This is a genomic window from Sphingomonas corticis, from assembly GCF_012035195.1.
GTDB lineage: Bacteria > Pseudomonadota > Alphaproteobacteria > Sphingomonadales > Sphingomonadaceae > Sphingomonas > Sphingomonas corticis.
Genome location: NZ_JAAVJH010000005.1, coordinates 23,731 through 39,943, shown reverse-complemented (window position 1 = coordinate 39,943; position 16,213 = coordinate 23,731). Strand labels below are relative to the sequence as shown.

13 protein-coding genes are annotated in these 16,213 nt (G+C 69.1%); 9 read left to right on the top strand and 4 right to left on the bottom strand.

Annotation, left to right across the window (positions count from 1 at the left end; all coding sequences use genetic code 11):
• Nucleotides 1–53 precede the first annotated feature (53 nt).
• The 3 genes from HBH26_RS09200 (at nucleotide 54) to HBH26_RS09190 (ending at nucleotide 3,287) form a co-directional block, all read left to right on the top strand.
• On the top strand, nucleotides 54–2,060 hold the full coding sequence (locus HBH26_RS09200; RefSeq protein WP_168134314.1) for a site-specific integrase: 2,007 nt from the start codon (nucleotides 54–56) through the stop codon (nucleotides 2,058–2,060).
• A 56-nt stretch (nucleotides 2,061–2,116) separates the two neighbouring features.
• Nucleotides 2,117–2,416, top strand: a complete 300-nt coding sequence (locus HBH26_RS09195) for a hypothetical protein (protein ID WP_168134313.1) — start codon at nucleotides 2,117–2,119, stop codon at nucleotides 2,414–2,416.
• Between the two features lie 148 nt (nucleotides 2,417–2,564).
• On the top strand, nucleotides 2,565–3,287 hold the full coding sequence (locus tag HBH26_RS09190; protein ID WP_168134312.1) for a hypothetical protein: 723 nt from the start codon (nucleotides 2,565–2,567) through the stop codon (nucleotides 3,285–3,287).
• Between the two features lie 9 nt (nucleotides 3,288–3,296).
• On the opposite strand, the gene HBH26_RS09185 is transcribed toward HBH26_RS09190, so the two are convergent.
• On the bottom strand, nucleotides 3,297–6,575 hold the full coding sequence (locus HBH26_RS09185) for a relaxase/mobilization nuclease domain-containing protein (protein ID WP_168134311.1): 3,279 nt from the start codon (nucleotides 6,573–6,575) through the stop codon (nucleotides 3,297–3,299).
• Entirely contained in the window at nucleotides 6,572–7,120 is a 549-nt protein-coding gene (locus tag HBH26_RS09180; protein ID WP_168134310.1) for a hypothetical protein, read from the bottom strand. Before HBH26_RS09180 ends, HBH26_RS09185 begins: the two co-directional genes overlap by 4 nt.
• A gap of 174 nt (nucleotides 7,121–7,294) precedes the next feature.
• On the opposite strand from HBH26_RS09180, the gene HBH26_RS09175 reads away from it, so the two are divergent.
• Complete coding sequence (locus HBH26_RS09175; RefSeq protein ID WP_168134309.1) at nucleotides 7,295–7,684, top strand: hypothetical protein; 390 nt, start codon at nucleotides 7,295–7,297, stop codon at nucleotides 7,682–7,684.
• 107 nt (nucleotides 7,685–7,791) lie between these two features.
• Here the strand turns inward: HBH26_RS09175 and HBH26_RS09170 are convergent, their stop codons facing one another.
• Nucleotides 7,792–8,025 (bottom strand): metal-sensing transcriptional repressor, encoded by a 234-nt coding sequence (locus HBH26_RS09170; protein WP_476712834.1) that lies wholly within the window; start codon nucleotides 8,023–8,025, stop codon nucleotides 7,792–7,794.
• Between the two features lie 117 nt (nucleotides 8,026–8,142).
• Here HBH26_RS09170 and HBH26_RS09165 point away from each other — a divergent pair, with 117 nt between their 5' ends.
• Genes HBH26_RS09165 through HBH26_RS09145 form a run of 5 tightly spaced genes read left to right on the top strand, consistent with a single transcriptional unit; the run spans nucleotide 8,143 to nucleotide 15,531 of the window.
• Entirely contained in the window at nucleotides 8,143–9,468 is a 1,326-nt protein-coding gene (locus HBH26_RS09165; protein WP_168134307.1) for an MFS transporter, read from the top strand.
• A gap of 41 nt (nucleotides 9,469–9,509) precedes the next feature.
• The gene (locus tag HBH26_RS09160) at nucleotides 9,510–9,848 is read left to right on the top strand and encodes a hypothetical protein (protein ID WP_168134306.1); all 339 of its coding nucleotides are present in this window, start codon (nucleotides 9,510–9,512) and stop codon (nucleotides 9,846–9,848) included.
• Nucleotides 9,849–9,899: 51 nt separating this feature from the next.
• Nucleotides 9,900–11,159: a TolC family protein gene (locus tag HBH26_RS09155; protein ID WP_168134305.1), complete on the top strand. Its 1,260-nt coding sequence runs from the start codon at nucleotides 9,900–9,902 to the stop codon at nucleotides 11,157–11,159.
• Complete coding sequence (locus HBH26_RS09150; RefSeq protein ID WP_168134304.1) at nucleotides 11,156–12,307, top strand: efflux RND transporter periplasmic adaptor subunit; 1,152 nt, start codon at nucleotides 11,156–11,158, stop codon at nucleotides 12,305–12,307. Before HBH26_RS09155 ends, HBH26_RS09150 begins: the two co-directional genes overlap by 4 nt.
• Nucleotides 12,304–15,531 (top strand): efflux RND transporter permease subunit, encoded by a 3,228-nt coding sequence (locus HBH26_RS09145; RefSeq protein WP_168134303.1) that lies wholly within the window; start codon nucleotides 12,304–12,306, stop codon nucleotides 15,529–15,531. Before HBH26_RS09150 ends, HBH26_RS09145 begins: the two co-directional genes overlap by 4 nt.
• On the opposite strand, the gene HBH26_RS09140 is transcribed toward HBH26_RS09145, so the two are convergent.
• Nucleotides 15,528–16,127: a superoxide dismutase gene (locus HBH26_RS09140; RefSeq protein WP_338057308.1), complete on the bottom strand. Its 600-nt coding sequence runs from the start codon at nucleotides 16,125–16,127 to the stop codon at nucleotides 15,528–15,530. The genes HBH26_RS09145 and HBH26_RS09140 overlap by 4 nt on opposite strands.
• Nucleotides 16,128–16,213: the final 86 nt, after the last annotated feature.

The window sequence follows — 16,213 nt, the reverse complement described above, 5'->3', positions numbered from 1 at the left end:
TGGTCGCACGACCAGCGCACACGGCACTGGCACACGCGGGAAGGTTACCACCCATGTGCCGCATCCCGAATACCGTCCGTATTGCCGGCCGGTATGTCTATCGCCGCCGTATCCATTTCCAGAATATTATCTCCAAGACGGTAACGCTGGCCTTGCAGACCGCCGATCCTTCGGTGGCCCGCAGGCGCGCCGCCCTGCTGTCGGCCCGCTTCGTGCTAGTGAAGATGAACGTCGAGGCCATGCTGTCGGAACAACGCGCCTTCCTGACCGGGGACGAGATCGAGGCCCTGTTCCGCCGCGAGCTCGAACAGGAACTAGCCCGGAACCTCGGCGACGCTTTCAGCAACCAGAGCCACTCGCGCTTCATGGACGAGAACGCCCGCCCGCTGGCCGAGGCATATCGCATCGCCCGGCGACCGGATCGCCCCCATGCGCTCACCGACACTGACCGAGCCGACCTAGCGGCGCGCGGGATCGACCGGTGCGATATGACCGCGATCGAGGAATATCTGGCCGATTTCTGTCACGTCGCCGGCCTGCGCGACGATGATGTCGGCGAACGGCTCGCCGCCATCGGCGTCCCGGCGTCCCGCACGCTGCTGGAGATCGCCCGCAGTCATATCCTGCGCGCACGGGCGGAGGCGTGGCGCCGCACCGAGCGGGTATTCGACCCGGCGGTAATCGACGCGGCCAACCCGCTGCAGGCGCTGATGGCGCTCGGCGATGCGCCGCCCATTCAGTCGACTGAGCCGAAGGCGGACCCCGACGGTCCCTTCATCGTCTTCGACCAACGTCGCTTCAGCGACGGGATCGACGACATCATCGCCGAGTTGCGGCAGGAGAAGACGTGGAAAGGCGATTGCGCCCAGCAGCGCCGCATCATGGGCACTTTCGCCTGGATCACCGGCGACAAGCCTCGCGGTGCCTATACCCATCTCGACGTCGACGCCTTCAAGCGCGGTCTGATGCGGCTACCCAAGGACTATCAGTTCGGCGCGATGGCGGTGCCGTTCGCCAAGGTCGTCGCGACGCTGCCGCCGGTGACGCCGGACAAGCAGCGGCACGCCAAGACCGTCAACAGAGACTTGTCGACGATGTCGCGGGTGTCGCGGCACCTGGCCCAGACGGTATGGAAGCCGAAGCAGCCCAACACGCTGGTGCTCGACTTCGCCGCCGCGACGTTGACCGTGAAGGACACCGGCGATGATCCCCGCCCGCCGTGGCGCAAGGAACACCTAGCGCTGCTGTTCGGATCGCCGCTCTACACCGGTAACGACGGCCCGCTGCATCGCCTGACCGCCGCCGGCAGGCACCTGACGGTGTCGCACGATGCAGCCTATTGGGTGCCGCTGCTCTGCTATTACCACCATAGCTGCCGCGAGGAGACCTGCGGCTTGCGAGCGGACGAGGTGGTGATCGACCATGACGTCCCCCACTTCGTCATCCAAGACAATGACGTGCGCGGGCGCGACGGCGAGCTCGCCGGCGAGAAGCGGCTGGCGCGGCGCCGCAAGCTGCCGCTGCACCCCGAACTGATCCGGCTCGGCTTCCTCGACTATGTTCGCGCCATCCGCGACCAAGGCCATACCCCTCTGTTCCCCGAACTCTACGTCCATGCCGCCAAGCGCGGCGGCGCACATTTCTACGCACGGGCATGGGATCATATGGCGGACTGGATCGAGGACCGCCTGCCGGTCGAGCGCAACCGCGCCGGCAAGGGGCCGGACATCCATTCGATCCGGGCGCTGGGTGCCTCCTTTTACGAGGTCGACGGCGTCAACGAGATCATGCGCGCCGACGTGATGGGACACGCCCGCGCGACCGTGAACGGCAAGCATTATTCGAAGCGGATAGCGACCGAGGGCCTTACCGTCGTCCTGCGCGAGCGCCTCGAATTCATGACGCGCTACGTGCCCATCGTTACGGGAGACCTCGCACCCGCGCCGATCCGGCTGCTGCCGCTTGATCAGCGATCCAGGGTCGGATCGGCGCGGCCTCGCAAGATTCGGAATGATGCCGGTTCGAGCAGCCGGCGTCCGGCGACGTTGAAGCGCGGCTAGGCGTAATTCGTACAGGTCGTTTGGCGAGGTGCCCACGTCCGTCCTATACAGGACCCGTGGATCATGCACTCGCCCCTCAAGATGTCGATCCCGCCGTCATGGCGGAGCTTGAGGGCAAGTCGGTGATCGAGATGATCGGCGAAGTGTTGGCCGCTGTCGCGCGATATCTCGATCGTCGGCTTGGCGGTCCGGGCGCGCTACTCCGGCTGGCGTCGATCGCGGTCGCGTTTGCAGTTGGCGTGGTAGTTCTGCTGGTAAGGCGGCAGGCTTCCGCCGACTCGACAGCAGTTGCCAGCGCCGGCAACCGGCTCTCCGGCCATCTTGCGCACCCGCCGTCAGCTTGGGCGGCACCATAGCTCGCGACATCATTGCTGCCATCCGCGCGCTCCCGGTGACGGGCCGGCCATGCGCCAGTTGATGATACGTAGACGGCACATCCCGCGATAGCCGCGATACCAGCGATACGCGCGGGTATCGCGGAAGCCGTCTCGCAATGCTGCGAGAATGATCATGAAGGACAGTGACGACTGGTTCCGCCAGAAAGCGGTGGACCAGGCGGCGGATGAGACCGCCGCCGAACGTGGGTGCGGCCCCGAGGAAGTTAAGCCCTATCAGGTGGCGAAGAAGCTCGGCATCGAGAAGCCGGGCGGCGATTTCTATGAGAAGGTCTATGACTGGCGCCGCCGTCGGCAAGCGGAGACGTCGGTGACGGGGATCGAGGTGCCGGTGGAGGCGAGCGCGGCGTTCCGCGCCGCGCTCGACCAGTTCTCTAATGACGCGATGGTCGAATTCGCACGCACGGTGCGCGCGGTCGGCGGCACGATTGACCAAGCCGCCTCGTTGCGGGTCGCCGCTGCCGAACGCAGCCGCGAAGGATCGGAGGCGGAGCGGATGGACCTGCTGGGACTCTGCCGGCAGGTCGAAACGGAGCGCGACGCGGCGCTTGCGCAGGTTGCGGAACTGACCCGGGAAGTGACCGACGTCCGACGCCAAGTCGATCTACTGACCGGGCGGCTCCAGCAGCGAGCGATCGACGCGGCAGCGATGCTGGCGGGGCGACAGTTGACGAGTGAGACGCCCGAGAGTCACGTCGAACCTGATGCAGCGGACGTGATGGCTTCGGCAGCCGGCGAGACTCAAGGTCCTCAGACCGAGATGGCGCTGCCGATGGCTGCCGCTGCGACTGCCGACGACCCCAGCGTCGCCACTGAAGCGCCGCCGAGCTGACCCGCCTGGCTAGCGCTGGTTGCCGCCGATCCCCGCGGCGAGGACGGCTGGGTTCGGTCGCCCGTGAAAGGCAGCCAGCGCCAGCCGTTCGAACTGGGGGTCGGCGAGCAAGCCGGCCAGCAGTTTCCGATGTTCGGGCGGCTGACCAGGTGCAGTGAGCCGCCCCTTGTCATCGAGCTTGAATGCGCCGCGATGCTGGCGGATGCCGTTCAGCAGGGCTTGGATATGGGGCAACGGCCGGCCGGCAGCGTCGAATAAGGTCTCCTTCTCGCCAGCCGTGACCGCCCCTTCTTCTGGCCTGTGATTGGCAGCCTGGACCATGACGGAGCCGGCAACCTGCAATTCCATCCCGCCAAAGATGGCTTTGCCATCGACGATCTTGGCAACATCGGTGATGGAGGGCGGCATACCGGGCAGCTTGCCGGACACCCAATCGGAGCCGTCGTCCTCCGGCCACGTCGCGCGCGCGGCCTTGCCTGCCTCGGCCATCCGCGCAAGCGCTCGCGCTGGGACGGGCTTCGGACCCACTCGCTCGCGCTGTTCGGGCGGCATTCGGCGCAGAACGTGGTCGAGCGCGTCGATCTGCTCATCGACATAGGCCAGGCGCTCGCGCGACGGCAGCGCTCGAAACGCCGGCGAGCACCGCATCAGCGCCGAACGTGTGCTCACCAGCGTAACGCCCTCGCCCAGCATCACTGCCGCGACTTCGTGGTCGATCGACCGATTGCGCTCGGCGCGCGGGATGTCCGTATCCAGCGGCCGTTCGGCTAGAATTTCCAGCCACAGCTCGATCCACCGTTCCTCTGCGGGCAGGCGTGTGGTCTGCCGCTCCAGCATCGCCATCGTGTCGAGCCGATCCTGTCGCTCGGCCAGCTCGGCCGCCTTCTCGTCGCGGACCCGCCGCACCGCCGGATCTGTGAGCACCTGCGCGAGTACCTCGCTGGCGCGACGGTCGTTTGCCACGTCATTGCTTACCCGGAGTGGCGAGCGATCCCGAACGATGCCGCGCAAGGCGCCTTCGGTGAAGCCCTGCGAGAGCATCGCGCGAACCGTGTCCTGTTCAACCACGTTCATCGCGCTGCGCTCGATCAGCCGGTCGGCGGGCATCGGCTCGACCGCCCGGCGCCATAGGTCGAGATAGGTGGCGACCGCCCCGGAGACCCGCCCGGTCGGCACGAGCGATGCGAGCAGGGTCAATCGCTCCTGCTCGATGCTCGCCCGCTCGACCGCGGCTTGCTTGCGAAGATCGGCTTCGCGTGCCGTCAGGTCGGCCCTTCTCGTGCGGATGGCGGCAGAAGCCTGGCGCAGCTCGTTCGCCATCTGCGTCGGCAGCCATGCGGTTAGCACCGCAGCCTGCACCGCAACCGTGGCGCGCAGCCGATCGAGCACGGTCGCAGCGTCACGGCAGCGTCGGTCGGCCTCGATGCGCTCGTCATGGGCCTGCGCCGTGCGCTGACGGCGATCGATTTCGCGTAGTGCCGCCACGACCTCCGGCTCGCTCGCCCAGCGCAGCACTTGGGGATTGCCGATGCCCGACCGTGCGGGATCGAACGCGACACGCCGGCCGTCGCGCCGGACGGCGCCAGTGCGGTGCACGTCGTCGCGCAGCGCCTCGACCTGCTCCGATTGCACCCGCGCATATTGTTCGAACACACGGCGGTTCGCGAGGGCTTGGATGATCTCGCGTTCGGCCGGGCCGGGCTGCCACCGATCGACGTGAACCCTGTCGGTGACGCGGATGCGATGACCGGAGGCATCCAGCCGCTGGGCCAGACCCTCGGCGAGGAATGTCAGGCGCGTGCGCGTATTCCGCGCTGCTGTATGCATCGCGGCCTTGATCCGCGCCGTGTCCGCCTCCGCCCGTTGGGCAAGATCGCCCGCCACTTTGCGCAGAGCCGCCGTTGCCGCAGCGATATCGGAGCGCAGGCGATCGCGCCGCTCGCGCAACGCGCGGGCCGTCGCCGAGAGTTCGGCCGCCATCATGGCGACGCGGTCCAGCGCGCGACGCCGCGTCTCCGACACGTCACCGGCGATATCGCGATAGACGCGGGCCGCCCTGTCATCGCCCGTGCCGGCACGTGCTCTCACGAAGTCGACGAACACCGGCTGCGGCGTCCGCGGCCCTGCGTTTGCCAGCGCAGCGGCCAGCCGCGCATCGGCGAGCGCTTTCAGCCCCCGCCGTTTCTCGGCCCGCGCCTGGCGGAACGCCGGCACGGTCAGGATCGGCCGGAACCGGTTCGCGAAATCCTCCATGTCGGCATCGATCGCCCCGGTATCGCGGCGGCGCTGGCGATAGGCAGCGATCCTCGTACCTTCGCGTCGTCGCCATTCCTTTATGTGCGCCTTGAACGTGGCCTGCATGGCGATCATGTCCGGATTACCGCTGGTCGCGGGCTTGGTCAGGCTAATCGCGGTGCGGCGTTCCTGCGCCGCCCAGGCCATGAACGGCTGGCCGGCGCTGGCGTCGAGCTTGGCCATGCCGCCCATCTCGAACGCGCTGATCTTCACGAAGTCCTGCGCGTCGGTCAGGCTGTGCACCTGCAGCCCGCGCACCCGACCGCCCACCTCGTGCGCGCGGATGACGAGGCCGTGCGCGGCCAGCGCGGCGGTCCGCTCGCCCCAGCCGGGCAGCGCCAGCGCCGCCCGAATCTCGGTCCAGTAGCGATCCTGCAGCGGCACCTTGCCGGTGCGGGCGAGCCGCTCCTTCTGCCATTGCTCGCGGCGTGGCTCGGCCGGCGCATTGGCCTTCGCCGACGAGGACAGCCGGCGCAGGTTCCAGTCGATCTCCACTTCGCGGGCGACGCGGGTCAGCCGCCAGGCGAGGTGGCTGTCCCACGCGCGTTTCGCCACGATGCCGCGTGGCAACGCCTCGGCTTCTTCCGCGGTGACCGAGCGCTTTTCCCCTTTGTGCCAATGGATGCGCGCGGGAACGGCGCCATCCTCGTCCACCTCGCTCGCGACGACGTGGAGATGGCCGTCGTCATCATGCACGGCGGCGACGAACCGGTGCCCGTCCAGACCCGCAGCCTTCAGCACCCGGTGCGCGAGATTGAGATAGCGATCGTCGCTCAGCCCGCGCTCGGCGCGGGCGATGAGATGCACGACCGGCCGGGAACGCGAAGGGTCGAGCGCCGCGTCATAGGCCAGCTGGGCCGCAGCGGTGCGCAGGTCATGCAGCCGCTCGAGCGCGATGACGCGCGCCGCGCCCTTGCACGCATAGCTGCCGAGGCGCGCGATATAGTCCACGACACCCGCGAAGTCGTTGCCGCGAGTGACCTTGATGATCATCGCGCACGACGCTTCGGCGCGACGATCGCGTCGATCGCACTATCGAGCCGGGGACGCAACGCCGGCTCGAGCGCCGTGAGACGCGTCAGCACCTTTTCCGCGATCACCGGCAGCTCGTGCTTCACCCGTTCGCGATGTTCGTCGGCGATGAAGACGGGATCGATGCGGTCGATCCATTCGCGCAGGCGGCGCAGGTCGCGGGCGGCGTCGCGGAGGTCGACGGCGACGTTGCCCAGCAGCGCCAGGGCCTCCTGCCCGCCGGGCATGGGCATGCGCTGCGCCGTGTCCTCGCCGCGCGCGGCACGGCTGGGGCGCGGTGGCGCCATCGCGGGGATCAGCGACCGCAGCCAGTCCTGCTTGGCGAAGGGCCCGCTGAACCCGGCTGCAGCGATGTGCGCCAGGACTTTCGCATGATCCTCCGGCGATAGCCGGATGCGAAAGTCCTCCCGCCTGGGGCGGGCCGCCGCGCGGCTCTTGGGCGAGCCGGTCATGATGACCGGCTTCGCCCGGGGAGGGTTCGGGAGGGGCTGCACCCCGCCCGACAAGGAAGGTCGTTCCACCGCCCCCGGTGACAGAGCGCAGCGACAGAAGCGGGGGCTAAAGTGGTGGACACGACATTCCTTGCTACTTCTTTCATCTACTAATTCTTATGATCCCTTTTGTCTGGCGCTTTGCCAAGCGCTAAGTTGCGCCAATCTATCTTGCTGGAACCGCGCATCATGCCGAACAAGCCTGTCGATACGTCCAAGCCCAGACGGCGCCGCGCGTCGGCGCGGTTCTCGCCGTCCGACGAGTTCGAGGCGGCGCTCGACGCCGCCGCCCACCGCCAGGTCGGCGAGGCGCTGCATCGGCGCTGGGCGCAGATGAACATCGACGACCTCGTGCTGCGTGCCATTCGCGCCGCCAACGCCGTTGATCACGATCTGCCCACCGCCGACTTCGCCAAGGTCGTCACCGCCATGCTCACCGAGCTCGTCGCCGGCGGTGCTGTGGAAGGCGAACTGCCTTCCGACGCCCGGCTGGAAGCCATCGTCACGCGCCACCTCAAGGCCGGCAGCCCCGGCAAGGCATCCGAGGACGATCCAATCCGGTCGGATCGGCTGGACTGACAGGGGTTTAGCGGCGACAATGTCCCGCAATAAGGGGGCATCATGGCCGACGATAACGGCGCACCGCGCGACGATCAGTTTTGCTTTTTTATAGGCTTGCCGGTCCCCTACCAGTATTTTGAGATGGCGCGGAACTCGTCGATCGCATGCTTCGCGCCTTCGCCTTCCTCGGCATGCACTAGGCAGTGGTCGATGTGGTCGTTGATCAGCTCCCGCTTGGCATTGGCGACGGCGTTCTCGACCGCCTGGAGCTGCTGCGCGATGTCGACGCAGGGACGCTGCGCCTCGATCATGCCGACGATGCTCTTGAGGTGGCCGGCGGCGCGGTTGAGGCGCTTCACGATGGCGGGATGGCTCGCGTGGGCTGCGTGGGACATACGCTTTTCCTAAACACTCGAAACTGACGAGCCAACCGTTCAAGGGATGGACCATATCCCCCCGGGGGGATATGAGGCGGCATGCTCGCCGTCCTCGCGAACCGCACCTATCGTCATCTATTCCTTGCCCAGATCATCGCGCTGGTCGGGACCGGGCTGGCCACGGTCGCACTCGGGCTGCTCGCTTACGACATTGCCGGCGGCGACGCCGGCGCCGTCCTCGGCACGGCGCTGGCGATCAAGATGATCGCCTATATCGGCGTCGCGCCGGTCGCGGGAGCATTCGTCGGCCGCGTGCCGCGGCGGGCACTGCTGGTGTCGATGGACGTCGTTCGCGCCGGCGTCGCGCTCTGCCTGCCCTTCGTCGACCAGGTCTGGCAGGTCTACGTCCTGATCTTCGTCCTGCAGTCGGCGTCGGCGGCATTCACCCCGACGTTCCAGGCGACGATCCCCGACGTGCTGCCCGACGAGCGCGACTACACCCGCGCGCTGTCGCTCTCGCGGCTGGCCTACGACATGGAGAGCCTGACCAGCCCGATCCTCGCCGCCGGGCTGCTGACGGTGATGAGCTACCACTGGCTGTTCTCGGGCACGGCGATCGGCTTCGTCGCCTCGGCGCTGCTGGTCGTCAGCACCGTGCTGCCGCGGCCTGCCGCCTCGAACGACGAAGGCGGCATCTATGACAAGACAACGCGCGGCGTGCGCGTTTATCTGAAAACGCCCCGGCTGCGCGGCTTGCTCGCGCTGACACTCGCGGCGGCGGCGGCAAGCGCCATGGTGATCGTCAACACCGTCGTCATCGTGAAGGGGCTCGGGTTCAGCCAGCGCGACGTGGCGCTGACCTTGGCCGCGTTCGGTGGCGGCTCGATCACGGCGGCGCTGACGCTGCCGAAGTTGCTCGACCGCATCGCCGACCGCACCGTCATGCTGGTCGCCGCCAGTGCAATGACCGTGCTGCTCGCGCTCATGGCGGTCGCCACGGTCACGGTTCCGGCCGGCGCCGGGTATTGGCACGTCCTGCTGATCGGGTGGCTGCTGCTCGGTGCGGCCTATTCCGGCAGCGTGACGCCGTCGGGCCGGCTGCTGCGGCGATCGGCCGACGCGGGCGGCAGGCCGCCGCTCTTCGCCGCGCAATTCGCACTTAGCCACGTCTGCTGGCTTGTCTGCTATCCGTTGGTCGGGCAGCTCGGCGCGCGGACGGGAATGGCGTCGGCGTTCGGCGCGATGGCGCTGCTGGCGCTGATCGGCACGGTGTCCGCCCTGTGGCTGTGGCCGGGGCACGATCCCGACGTGATTCCGCACGAGCACGACGACCTTCCCGCCGATCACGAACACCGGCGCGGGCATGACGAGGGCGATCACCCGTTCGTCATCGATCGCCTGCACCCGAAGTGGCCGAAGTCGTGACGCGCTTGTCGCCTCCGACCGCTTCGCCTAGGCTGACCGCCGTGATCGCTCGTCGTTCCCGTTCCACGCTCCTCGGTGCGCTGCTGGCCCTGCTGGCGGTGTTCGCGATGAACGGCGTGTCCGGCTGGCACGGCGCGACGTTCCACGACGACGATCCGGCGCACGTCGAATCGGTCGAGCATACGCACGGCGGGGCGCAGACCGACCCCGACAGTCCCGTGCATCTTGCCGCCCACACGGCCGGACAGTGGCTCGTCGAGCCGGCACGGACGCTCGCGCCCGTCCTGCTCTCCACGTCGCGCACGCCGGTCAGCATCGTCGACGCCGCCTTGCTGGTCGGTGTTGGCCCGTCAACCCTGTTGCGCCCTCCACGCGCCTAATCCCGCCGCGGCGCGCTCGCGCCATCGGGGACAGACGTGGAGAACAGGTACATGAACGGCAGAACCGGCCGGCGGCGCATGATTGCGCTGACCGGCGCGCTTGCGGGCACGATGCTCGCGGGCACCGCGTGGGCGCAGACGGCGCCACCATTTTCCCAGCTGCTGCGGCAGGCTGAGGCTTCGCCGCAGGTCGCGGTGCTAGAAGCGGACGTCGCGCGGGCCGAGGGGCTGGCCGAGCAGGCCCGCGCCCGGCCCAACCCGACGATCAGCGTCTATGGGGAAAACTTCGCGGGCTCGTCGCCCTACGGCGGCTTCGGCAGGACCGAGACGACGCTGCAATACAACCACCCGATCGAGCTTGGCGGCAAGCGCTCGGCGCGGATCGCTGCGGGCCGCGCCGGCGTCGCGGCGGCCGAGGCGCGTGGCCGCGACGGTCGGCTCGCCTTCGCCTGGGAACTCGCCCGTGCCTATGGCGCGGCCGAGGTGGCCGAACGCCGCATAGGCATCGCCGAGGACGAGGTCGAGGAGGCAACCGCCGACCTGAACGTCGCCAAGGCGCTGGTCGGTGCGGGCAAGGAAGCGCGCCTCCGGCAGCTTCAGGCCGAAACCGAGTTGAACACGCTGCGCGCCGAGCTCGAGACGGCGAAGGCGAACCGCACGGCCGCGCTCGCCCGGCTTTCCGCGCTGGCGGGCGCGACGACCCCCTATACCGGGCTTTCGGATTCGCTACTCGACCGGCTCGCCACGCGCCCGATATCCGGTCCGCTCGATCCCATGCAGACGCTGGCGGTGCGCGCGGCAGATGCCGAACGCGAGGCCGCCGCCCGTCGCGTCGACGTCCAGCGCCGCGCCGCGGTTCCGGACCTGACGGCGCAGGTCGGCGTCCGACGGCTCGAGCAGGACAACGCCACCGCGCTGGTGGCGGGCGTGTCGCTGCCGCTGCACATCTTCGACCGCAACCGCGGCAACATCGCCGCCGCCAAGGCGGAGGCCAGAGGCGCGGAGGCGAGGCTTGCCGCCGCCCGGCTGGAGGCGCAGGCGGAAGCGAACGCCGCCGTCGCGATGGTAGCCGCCGCAGACGCCCGCGCCGCTGCCGCTGAGCGGACGATGTCGACCGCGAACGAGACGTATCGGCTCGCCCGCATCGCCTACGAAGCCGGCAAGTCGCCGCTGATCGAACTGCTCGCCGCCCGTCACGGGCTGGGTGTGGCCAGGGGCGTCGTCCTCGACGCCGCCGCCGCCCGGCTCGACGCACGCGCCAGCCTCGCCCGCCTGTCGGGCGTCACCATCACCGGGGAGCCGGTCCAATGAACGACAAGTCACGTCTCTATGCCGGCGCCGCCGTCGGCCTCGTCGCGGCGGCCGCGCTCGGCTTCGGCGCCGCCCGCCTGACCCAGCCCGCGCCCCCGGCGCCCGAACCTGAGGCGACGGCGACCGCCGCCGCCGGCGACAGCGTCGCGATCACGCCGGATGGCATCGCGACGTCGCAGATCGCGGTTGCGCGCGCGACGTCGGGCGAACTCGACGCCGCGATCCCGGCGTCCGCCACGGTCGAGGCGACGCCCGATGCCGAGGCGGTATTGACCGCCCGCGCGCCCGGCACCGTCATCCGCATCCTCAAGCGCATCGGCGACCCGGTCCGCGCCGGCGAGACGCTGGCGCTGGTCGAGAGCCGCGATGCATCGCAGATCGCCGCCGACCGTGCCGCCGCCGCCGCCCGCGTGACGCTCGCCAGCCGGCAGGCCGCGCGGGAGCGTTCGCTGCTCGCACAGGGCGTATCGCCCCGAGCCGATTACGAGACGGCGCAGGCGAACCTAGCGGTCGCACAGGCCGACGCGCGCCGCGCATCGGCCGCGGCAGGCGCGGTCAGGCTCGCCGGCGATGGTCGTTCGATCGCCGTGGTCAGCCCTGTTGGCGGACGGATCACGGCCGCGCCGGCAAACCTCGGCCAGTTCGTGGCGGCCGAGACCGAGCTGTTCCGCGTCGCCGATCCGCGCCGCCTGCAGATCACCGCGAGCCTGCCGCCTGCGCAGGCGCCCCGCGTCCGCGCCGGTGACCGCGTCGAGCTGACGACCACCGACGGCCGCACCATCGAAGGCCGGGTGCGGTCGGAGACCGGCGTCGTCGATCCCGAGACGCGCGCGGCGACCGTGGTCGTCGTGCCGACCGCGGGTGACAGCACGCTGGCGCCCGGCCAGCTGGTCCAGGCGCGGATCTTCGCCAGCGGCGGCGCGACCAAGGACGGTGTGATGGTCCCGCAGGAGGCGGTGCAGACGCTCGGCGACCGCACGGTCGTGTTCGAGCGCACCCGCATGGGCTTCCGCGCGCGCACCGTGCAGGTCGGCGCGCGCTCGGGCGGTCTCGTCGCTATCGTGTCCGGCCTGACCGCCGGGACGCCGATCGCGACGACCAACGCCTTCCTGCTCAAGGCCGAGATCGAGAAGGAGCAGGCGGAATGATCGCGCGCATCCTCTCGCTCTCGGTCAGGATGCGGTGGCTCGTCGCGGTCCTGACCCTGATCGTCATCGGCTTCGGCGCGTGGCAGATCACCAAGCTGCCGATCGACGCGGTCCCCGACGTCACCAACCGGCAGGTGCAGATCAGCACCTTCGCGCCGACGCTGGGGCCGGTCGACATCGAGAAGCAGGTCACCTTCCCGGTCGAGACGGCTCTCGCCGGCATCCCCGGGCTGGAGATGACCAGGTCCTTCTCGCGCAACGGCTTCAGCCAGGTGACCGCGGTCTTCACCGACGCCACCGACATCTACTTCGCGCGTCAGCAGGTGACCGAGCGGTTGGCGCAGGCGAAGGACAGCCTGCCCGCCGGTATACAGCCCAATCTCGCGCCGCTCAGCACGGGCCTCGGCGAGATCTTCTTCTATTCGGTGGCCTTCCGCCATCCCGACGGCAAGGGCGTGAAGATTGTCGACGGTCGGCCCGGCTGGCAGTCCGACGGCAGCTATCTGACGCCCGAGGGCGAGCGGCTGACCACTGAATTGGCCAAGGCCGCGTATCTGCGCACCGTGCAGGACTGGATCATCCGGCCGCAGATGCGGACGGTGACGGGCGTCGCCGGCGTCGACTCGAACGGCGGCTATGTGAAGCAGTATCTGATCGAGCCGAACCTGACCGCGCTCGCCACCTACGGCCTGTCGATCACCGAGCTGGCCGATGCGCTGGAGCGGGCGAACGTGTCGGCCGGTTCGAACTACGTCCGGCGCGCGGGCGAGAGCTTCCTCGTGCGCGCCGATGCGCGGCTGCGCTCGATCGAGGACATCCAGGATGCGGTGGTCGCCACGCGCGGCGGCGCGCCGGTGCGTGTCCGCGACGTCGGCGAGGTCGTGATCGGCGGCGCTGTCCGCACGGGGTCAGGCAGCCGCATGGGGTCGGAGGCCGTCATCTCGACGATCCTGATGCTCGTCGGCGAGAACAGCCGCGTCGTCGCCAATCGCGTCGCCGACAAGCTGGTCGAGGTGAACCGGGCCCTGCCGCCCGACGTGTTCGCCGAACCCGTCTACAACCGGTCGAAGCTGGTGAACGCCACGATCGCGACCGTCGAGAAGAACCTGATTGAGGGCGCGCTGCTCGTCATCGTCGTCCTGTTCCTGCTGCTCGGCAACATCCGCGCGACACTGATCACCGCGGCGGTCATCCCGGTGACGATGTTGATGACGGCGGCCGGCATGAACGGCCTCGGCGTGTCAGGCAACCTGATGAGCCTAGGCGCGCTCGACTTCGGCCTGATCGTCGACGGCGCGGTCATCATCGTCGAGAACGCGCTGCGGCGTTTGGCTGAACGGCAGGAGCACGAGGGCCGGCTGCTGACCCGTGACGAGCGGATGGAGGAGACGACGCTCGCGGCGCAGGAGATGATCCGGCCGACCGTCTATGGCCAGCTCATCATCTTCCTCGTTTTCGTGCCGCTGCTCACCTTCCAGGGCGTCGAGGGGAAAACCTTCTCGCCGATGGCGGTGACGCTGATGCTCGCGCTGGCGAGCGCATTCGTCCTGTCGCTGACGTTCGTTCCGGCGATGATCGCGCTGGTCGTCACCGGCAAGGTGAGCGAGACCGAGGTGAAGCCGATCCGCTGGTTCAAGGAACGCTACTCACCCGTTCTGGCGAAGGCCGTCGCCCGGCCGCTGCCGTTCATCGCCGCCGGCGCCGGCGTGTTCGCCGCGGCGGTGCTGTGCTTCGGCCTGCTCGGCGAGGAGTTCATGCCGCAGCTCGATGAGAAGGACATCACCGTCACCAACTTCCGCGTGCCGTCGGCGTCGATCGACCAGTCGACGCAGATGCAGCTGCAGATCGAGAACGCGCTGAAGACGCTGCCCGAGGTCGCGCTGGTCTTCTCGAAGAACGGCAACGCCGACCTCGGCACCGACCCGATGCCGCCCAACGCGTCCGACACCTACGTCATTCCCAAGCCCGAGAGCGAGTGGCCGGCCGAGGTGAAGAGCAAGGCGGACATCCTCGCCCGCATCGAGGAGCGCATGAAGCCGCTGATCGGCAACCGCACCGAGATCCAGCAGCCGATCCAGATGCGGTTCAACGAACTGATCGCCGGCGTTCGATCCGACGTCGCGGTCAAGCTCTACGGCGACGATCTCGACCAAATGACCGAGCAGGCGAAGCGCATCGCGGGCGTCCTGCGCACGATTCCCGGTGCCGGCGACGTGAGCGCCGAACAGACGTCTGGCGCACCGACATTCGACGTGAAGATCGATCGGCAGGCGGCGGGCCGCTACGGCCTGTCCGTCGAGGAGGTGGCGAACACCGTCGCCGCGGCGCTCGGCGGTCGCGAGGCGGGGCTGCTCTTCGAAGGCGATCGGCGCTTCTCGGTCGTCGTCCGCCTGGCCGACGCCCAGCGCGACGACCTCGAGACGCTCGGTTCGATCCCCGTGATGCTGCCGACGGCGGAGGGTCAGACCGCCCGCTCGATCCCGCTGAGCGAGGTCGCGCGCTTCAGCTACACGCAGGGGTTGAACCAGATCAGTCGTGAGAACGGCAAGCGCATGGTGGTGGTGCAGGTCAACGTGCGCGGCCGCGACCTCGGCGGCTTCGTCGAGGAGGCGCAGACGAAGATCGGCGCGCTCGACCTGCCGCCGGGCATGTACACGGCGTGGGGCGGCACGTTCGAAAGCCTCCAGTCGGCGCGGCTGCGGCTGCTGATCGTGGTGCCGATCTGCTTCCTCGCGATCTATGCGCTGCTCTGCATGGCGCTCGGTGGCTTCGTCCCCGCCGCGATCGTGTTCAGCGCGGTGCCGATGGCGCTTGCGGGCGGCGTGTTCGCGCTGCTGCTGCGCGGCATCCCGTTCTCGATCACGGCGGCGGTCGGCTTCATCGCGCTGTCCGGCGTGGCGGTGCTGAACGGCCTCGTGATGATGAGCGCGATCCGCAAGCGCCGCGACGAGGGCGCCGACGAGGACGCGGCGATCGTCGAGGGCGCGATGGAGCGGGTGCGGCCGGTGCTGATGACCGCGCTGGTCGCCAGTCTCGGCTTCGTGCCCATGGCGCTGGCGACCGGCACGGGTGCAGAGGTGCAGCGTCCGCTGGCGACGGTGGTGATCGGCGGGCTGATCACCTCAACCGCGCTGACCCTGCTCGTCCTGCCCGCGATCACAGCCTGGGCGTCGCGGCTTCAGCGGCGACCGCGCGCCGCACCGCCCGAGCAGGCGGTCGCTTAAACCGGGGCTGCCAGCCGTTCGAAGCGACGGCTGGCGGCATCCCAGTTGAGCACCTTCATGTAGGCGTCGACATAGTCGCCGGCCTTGGCGCCGTAGTCGATGGCGTAGGCGTGCTCATACATATCGAGCGCCAGCAGCGGCGTGCCGCCCGCCAGCGTCATCGTGTGATCGGCGGCCCAGGTGTTCGTCAGGCGCTGGTCCCGCTCGCTCCAGGTCAGCAGCACCCACCCCGATCCGCCCGCAAGCGCCTTGCCCATGCCGGTGAACTCCGCCGCCCAGCGCGCCTGGCTGCCGAAGTCGCGCTCGATCGCCTGGGCGAGGCGACTGCCCGGCCGCGCCGCGTTGCCCAGCCCGGCGAAGTAGATCTCGTGCAGGATCATCGAATTCCAGGCGATCAGCTCCTCGCGCTTCAGCCCGTTGATGGCGAAGCCCGGGGCCGTCAGCGGATCTACTTTCGCGAACTCCGCCTTGATCGCGCCCAGCCGCTTGACCGCGCCGGCGTAGTTATTGTCGTGGTGGCTGGTCAGCAGCTTCGCGGACAGGCCAGGCACCGTGGCGGCGTCGAACGGCAGCGGCCGCGGCGTAAAGCCCGGCACGGGTGCGGTCTGGGCTCCTGCGGTGCCAGGAATCGCAGCGATCCCCGCAGCTAGACCACTCGCCAACGCCGCACGCCTGTTCATTT

Coding starts and splice junctions, on each gene's coding strand:
- HBH26_RS09200 (WP_168134314.1), top strand. CDS start 54: ATGTGCCGCATCCCGAATACCGTCCGTATTGCCGGCCGGTATGTCTAT.
- HBH26_RS09190 (WP_168134312.1), top strand. CDS start 2,565: ATGATCATGAAGGACAGTGACGACTGGTTCCGCCAGAAAGCGGTGGAC.
- HBH26_RS09185 (WP_168134311.1), bottom strand. CDS start 6,575: ATGATCATCAAGGTCACTCGCGGCAACGACTTCGCGGGTGTCGTGGAC.
- HBH26_RS09175 (WP_168134309.1), top strand. CDS start 7,295: ATGCCGAACAAGCCTGTCGATACGTCCAAGCCCAGACGGCGCCGCGCG.
- HBH26_RS09165 (WP_168134307.1), top strand. CDS start 8,143: ATGCTCGCCGTCCTCGCGAACCGCACCTATCGTCATCTATTCCTTGCC.
- HBH26_RS09155 (WP_168134305.1), top strand. CDS start 9,900: ATGAACGGCAGAACCGGCCGGCGGCGCATGATTGCGCTGACCGGCGCG.
- HBH26_RS09150 (WP_168134304.1), top strand. CDS start 11,156: ATGAACGACAAGTCACGTCTCTATGCCGGCGCCGCCGTCGGCCTCGTC.
- HBH26_RS09145 (WP_168134303.1), top strand. CDS start 12,304: ATGATCGCGCGCATCCTCTCGCTCTCGGTCAGGATGCGGTGGCTCGTC.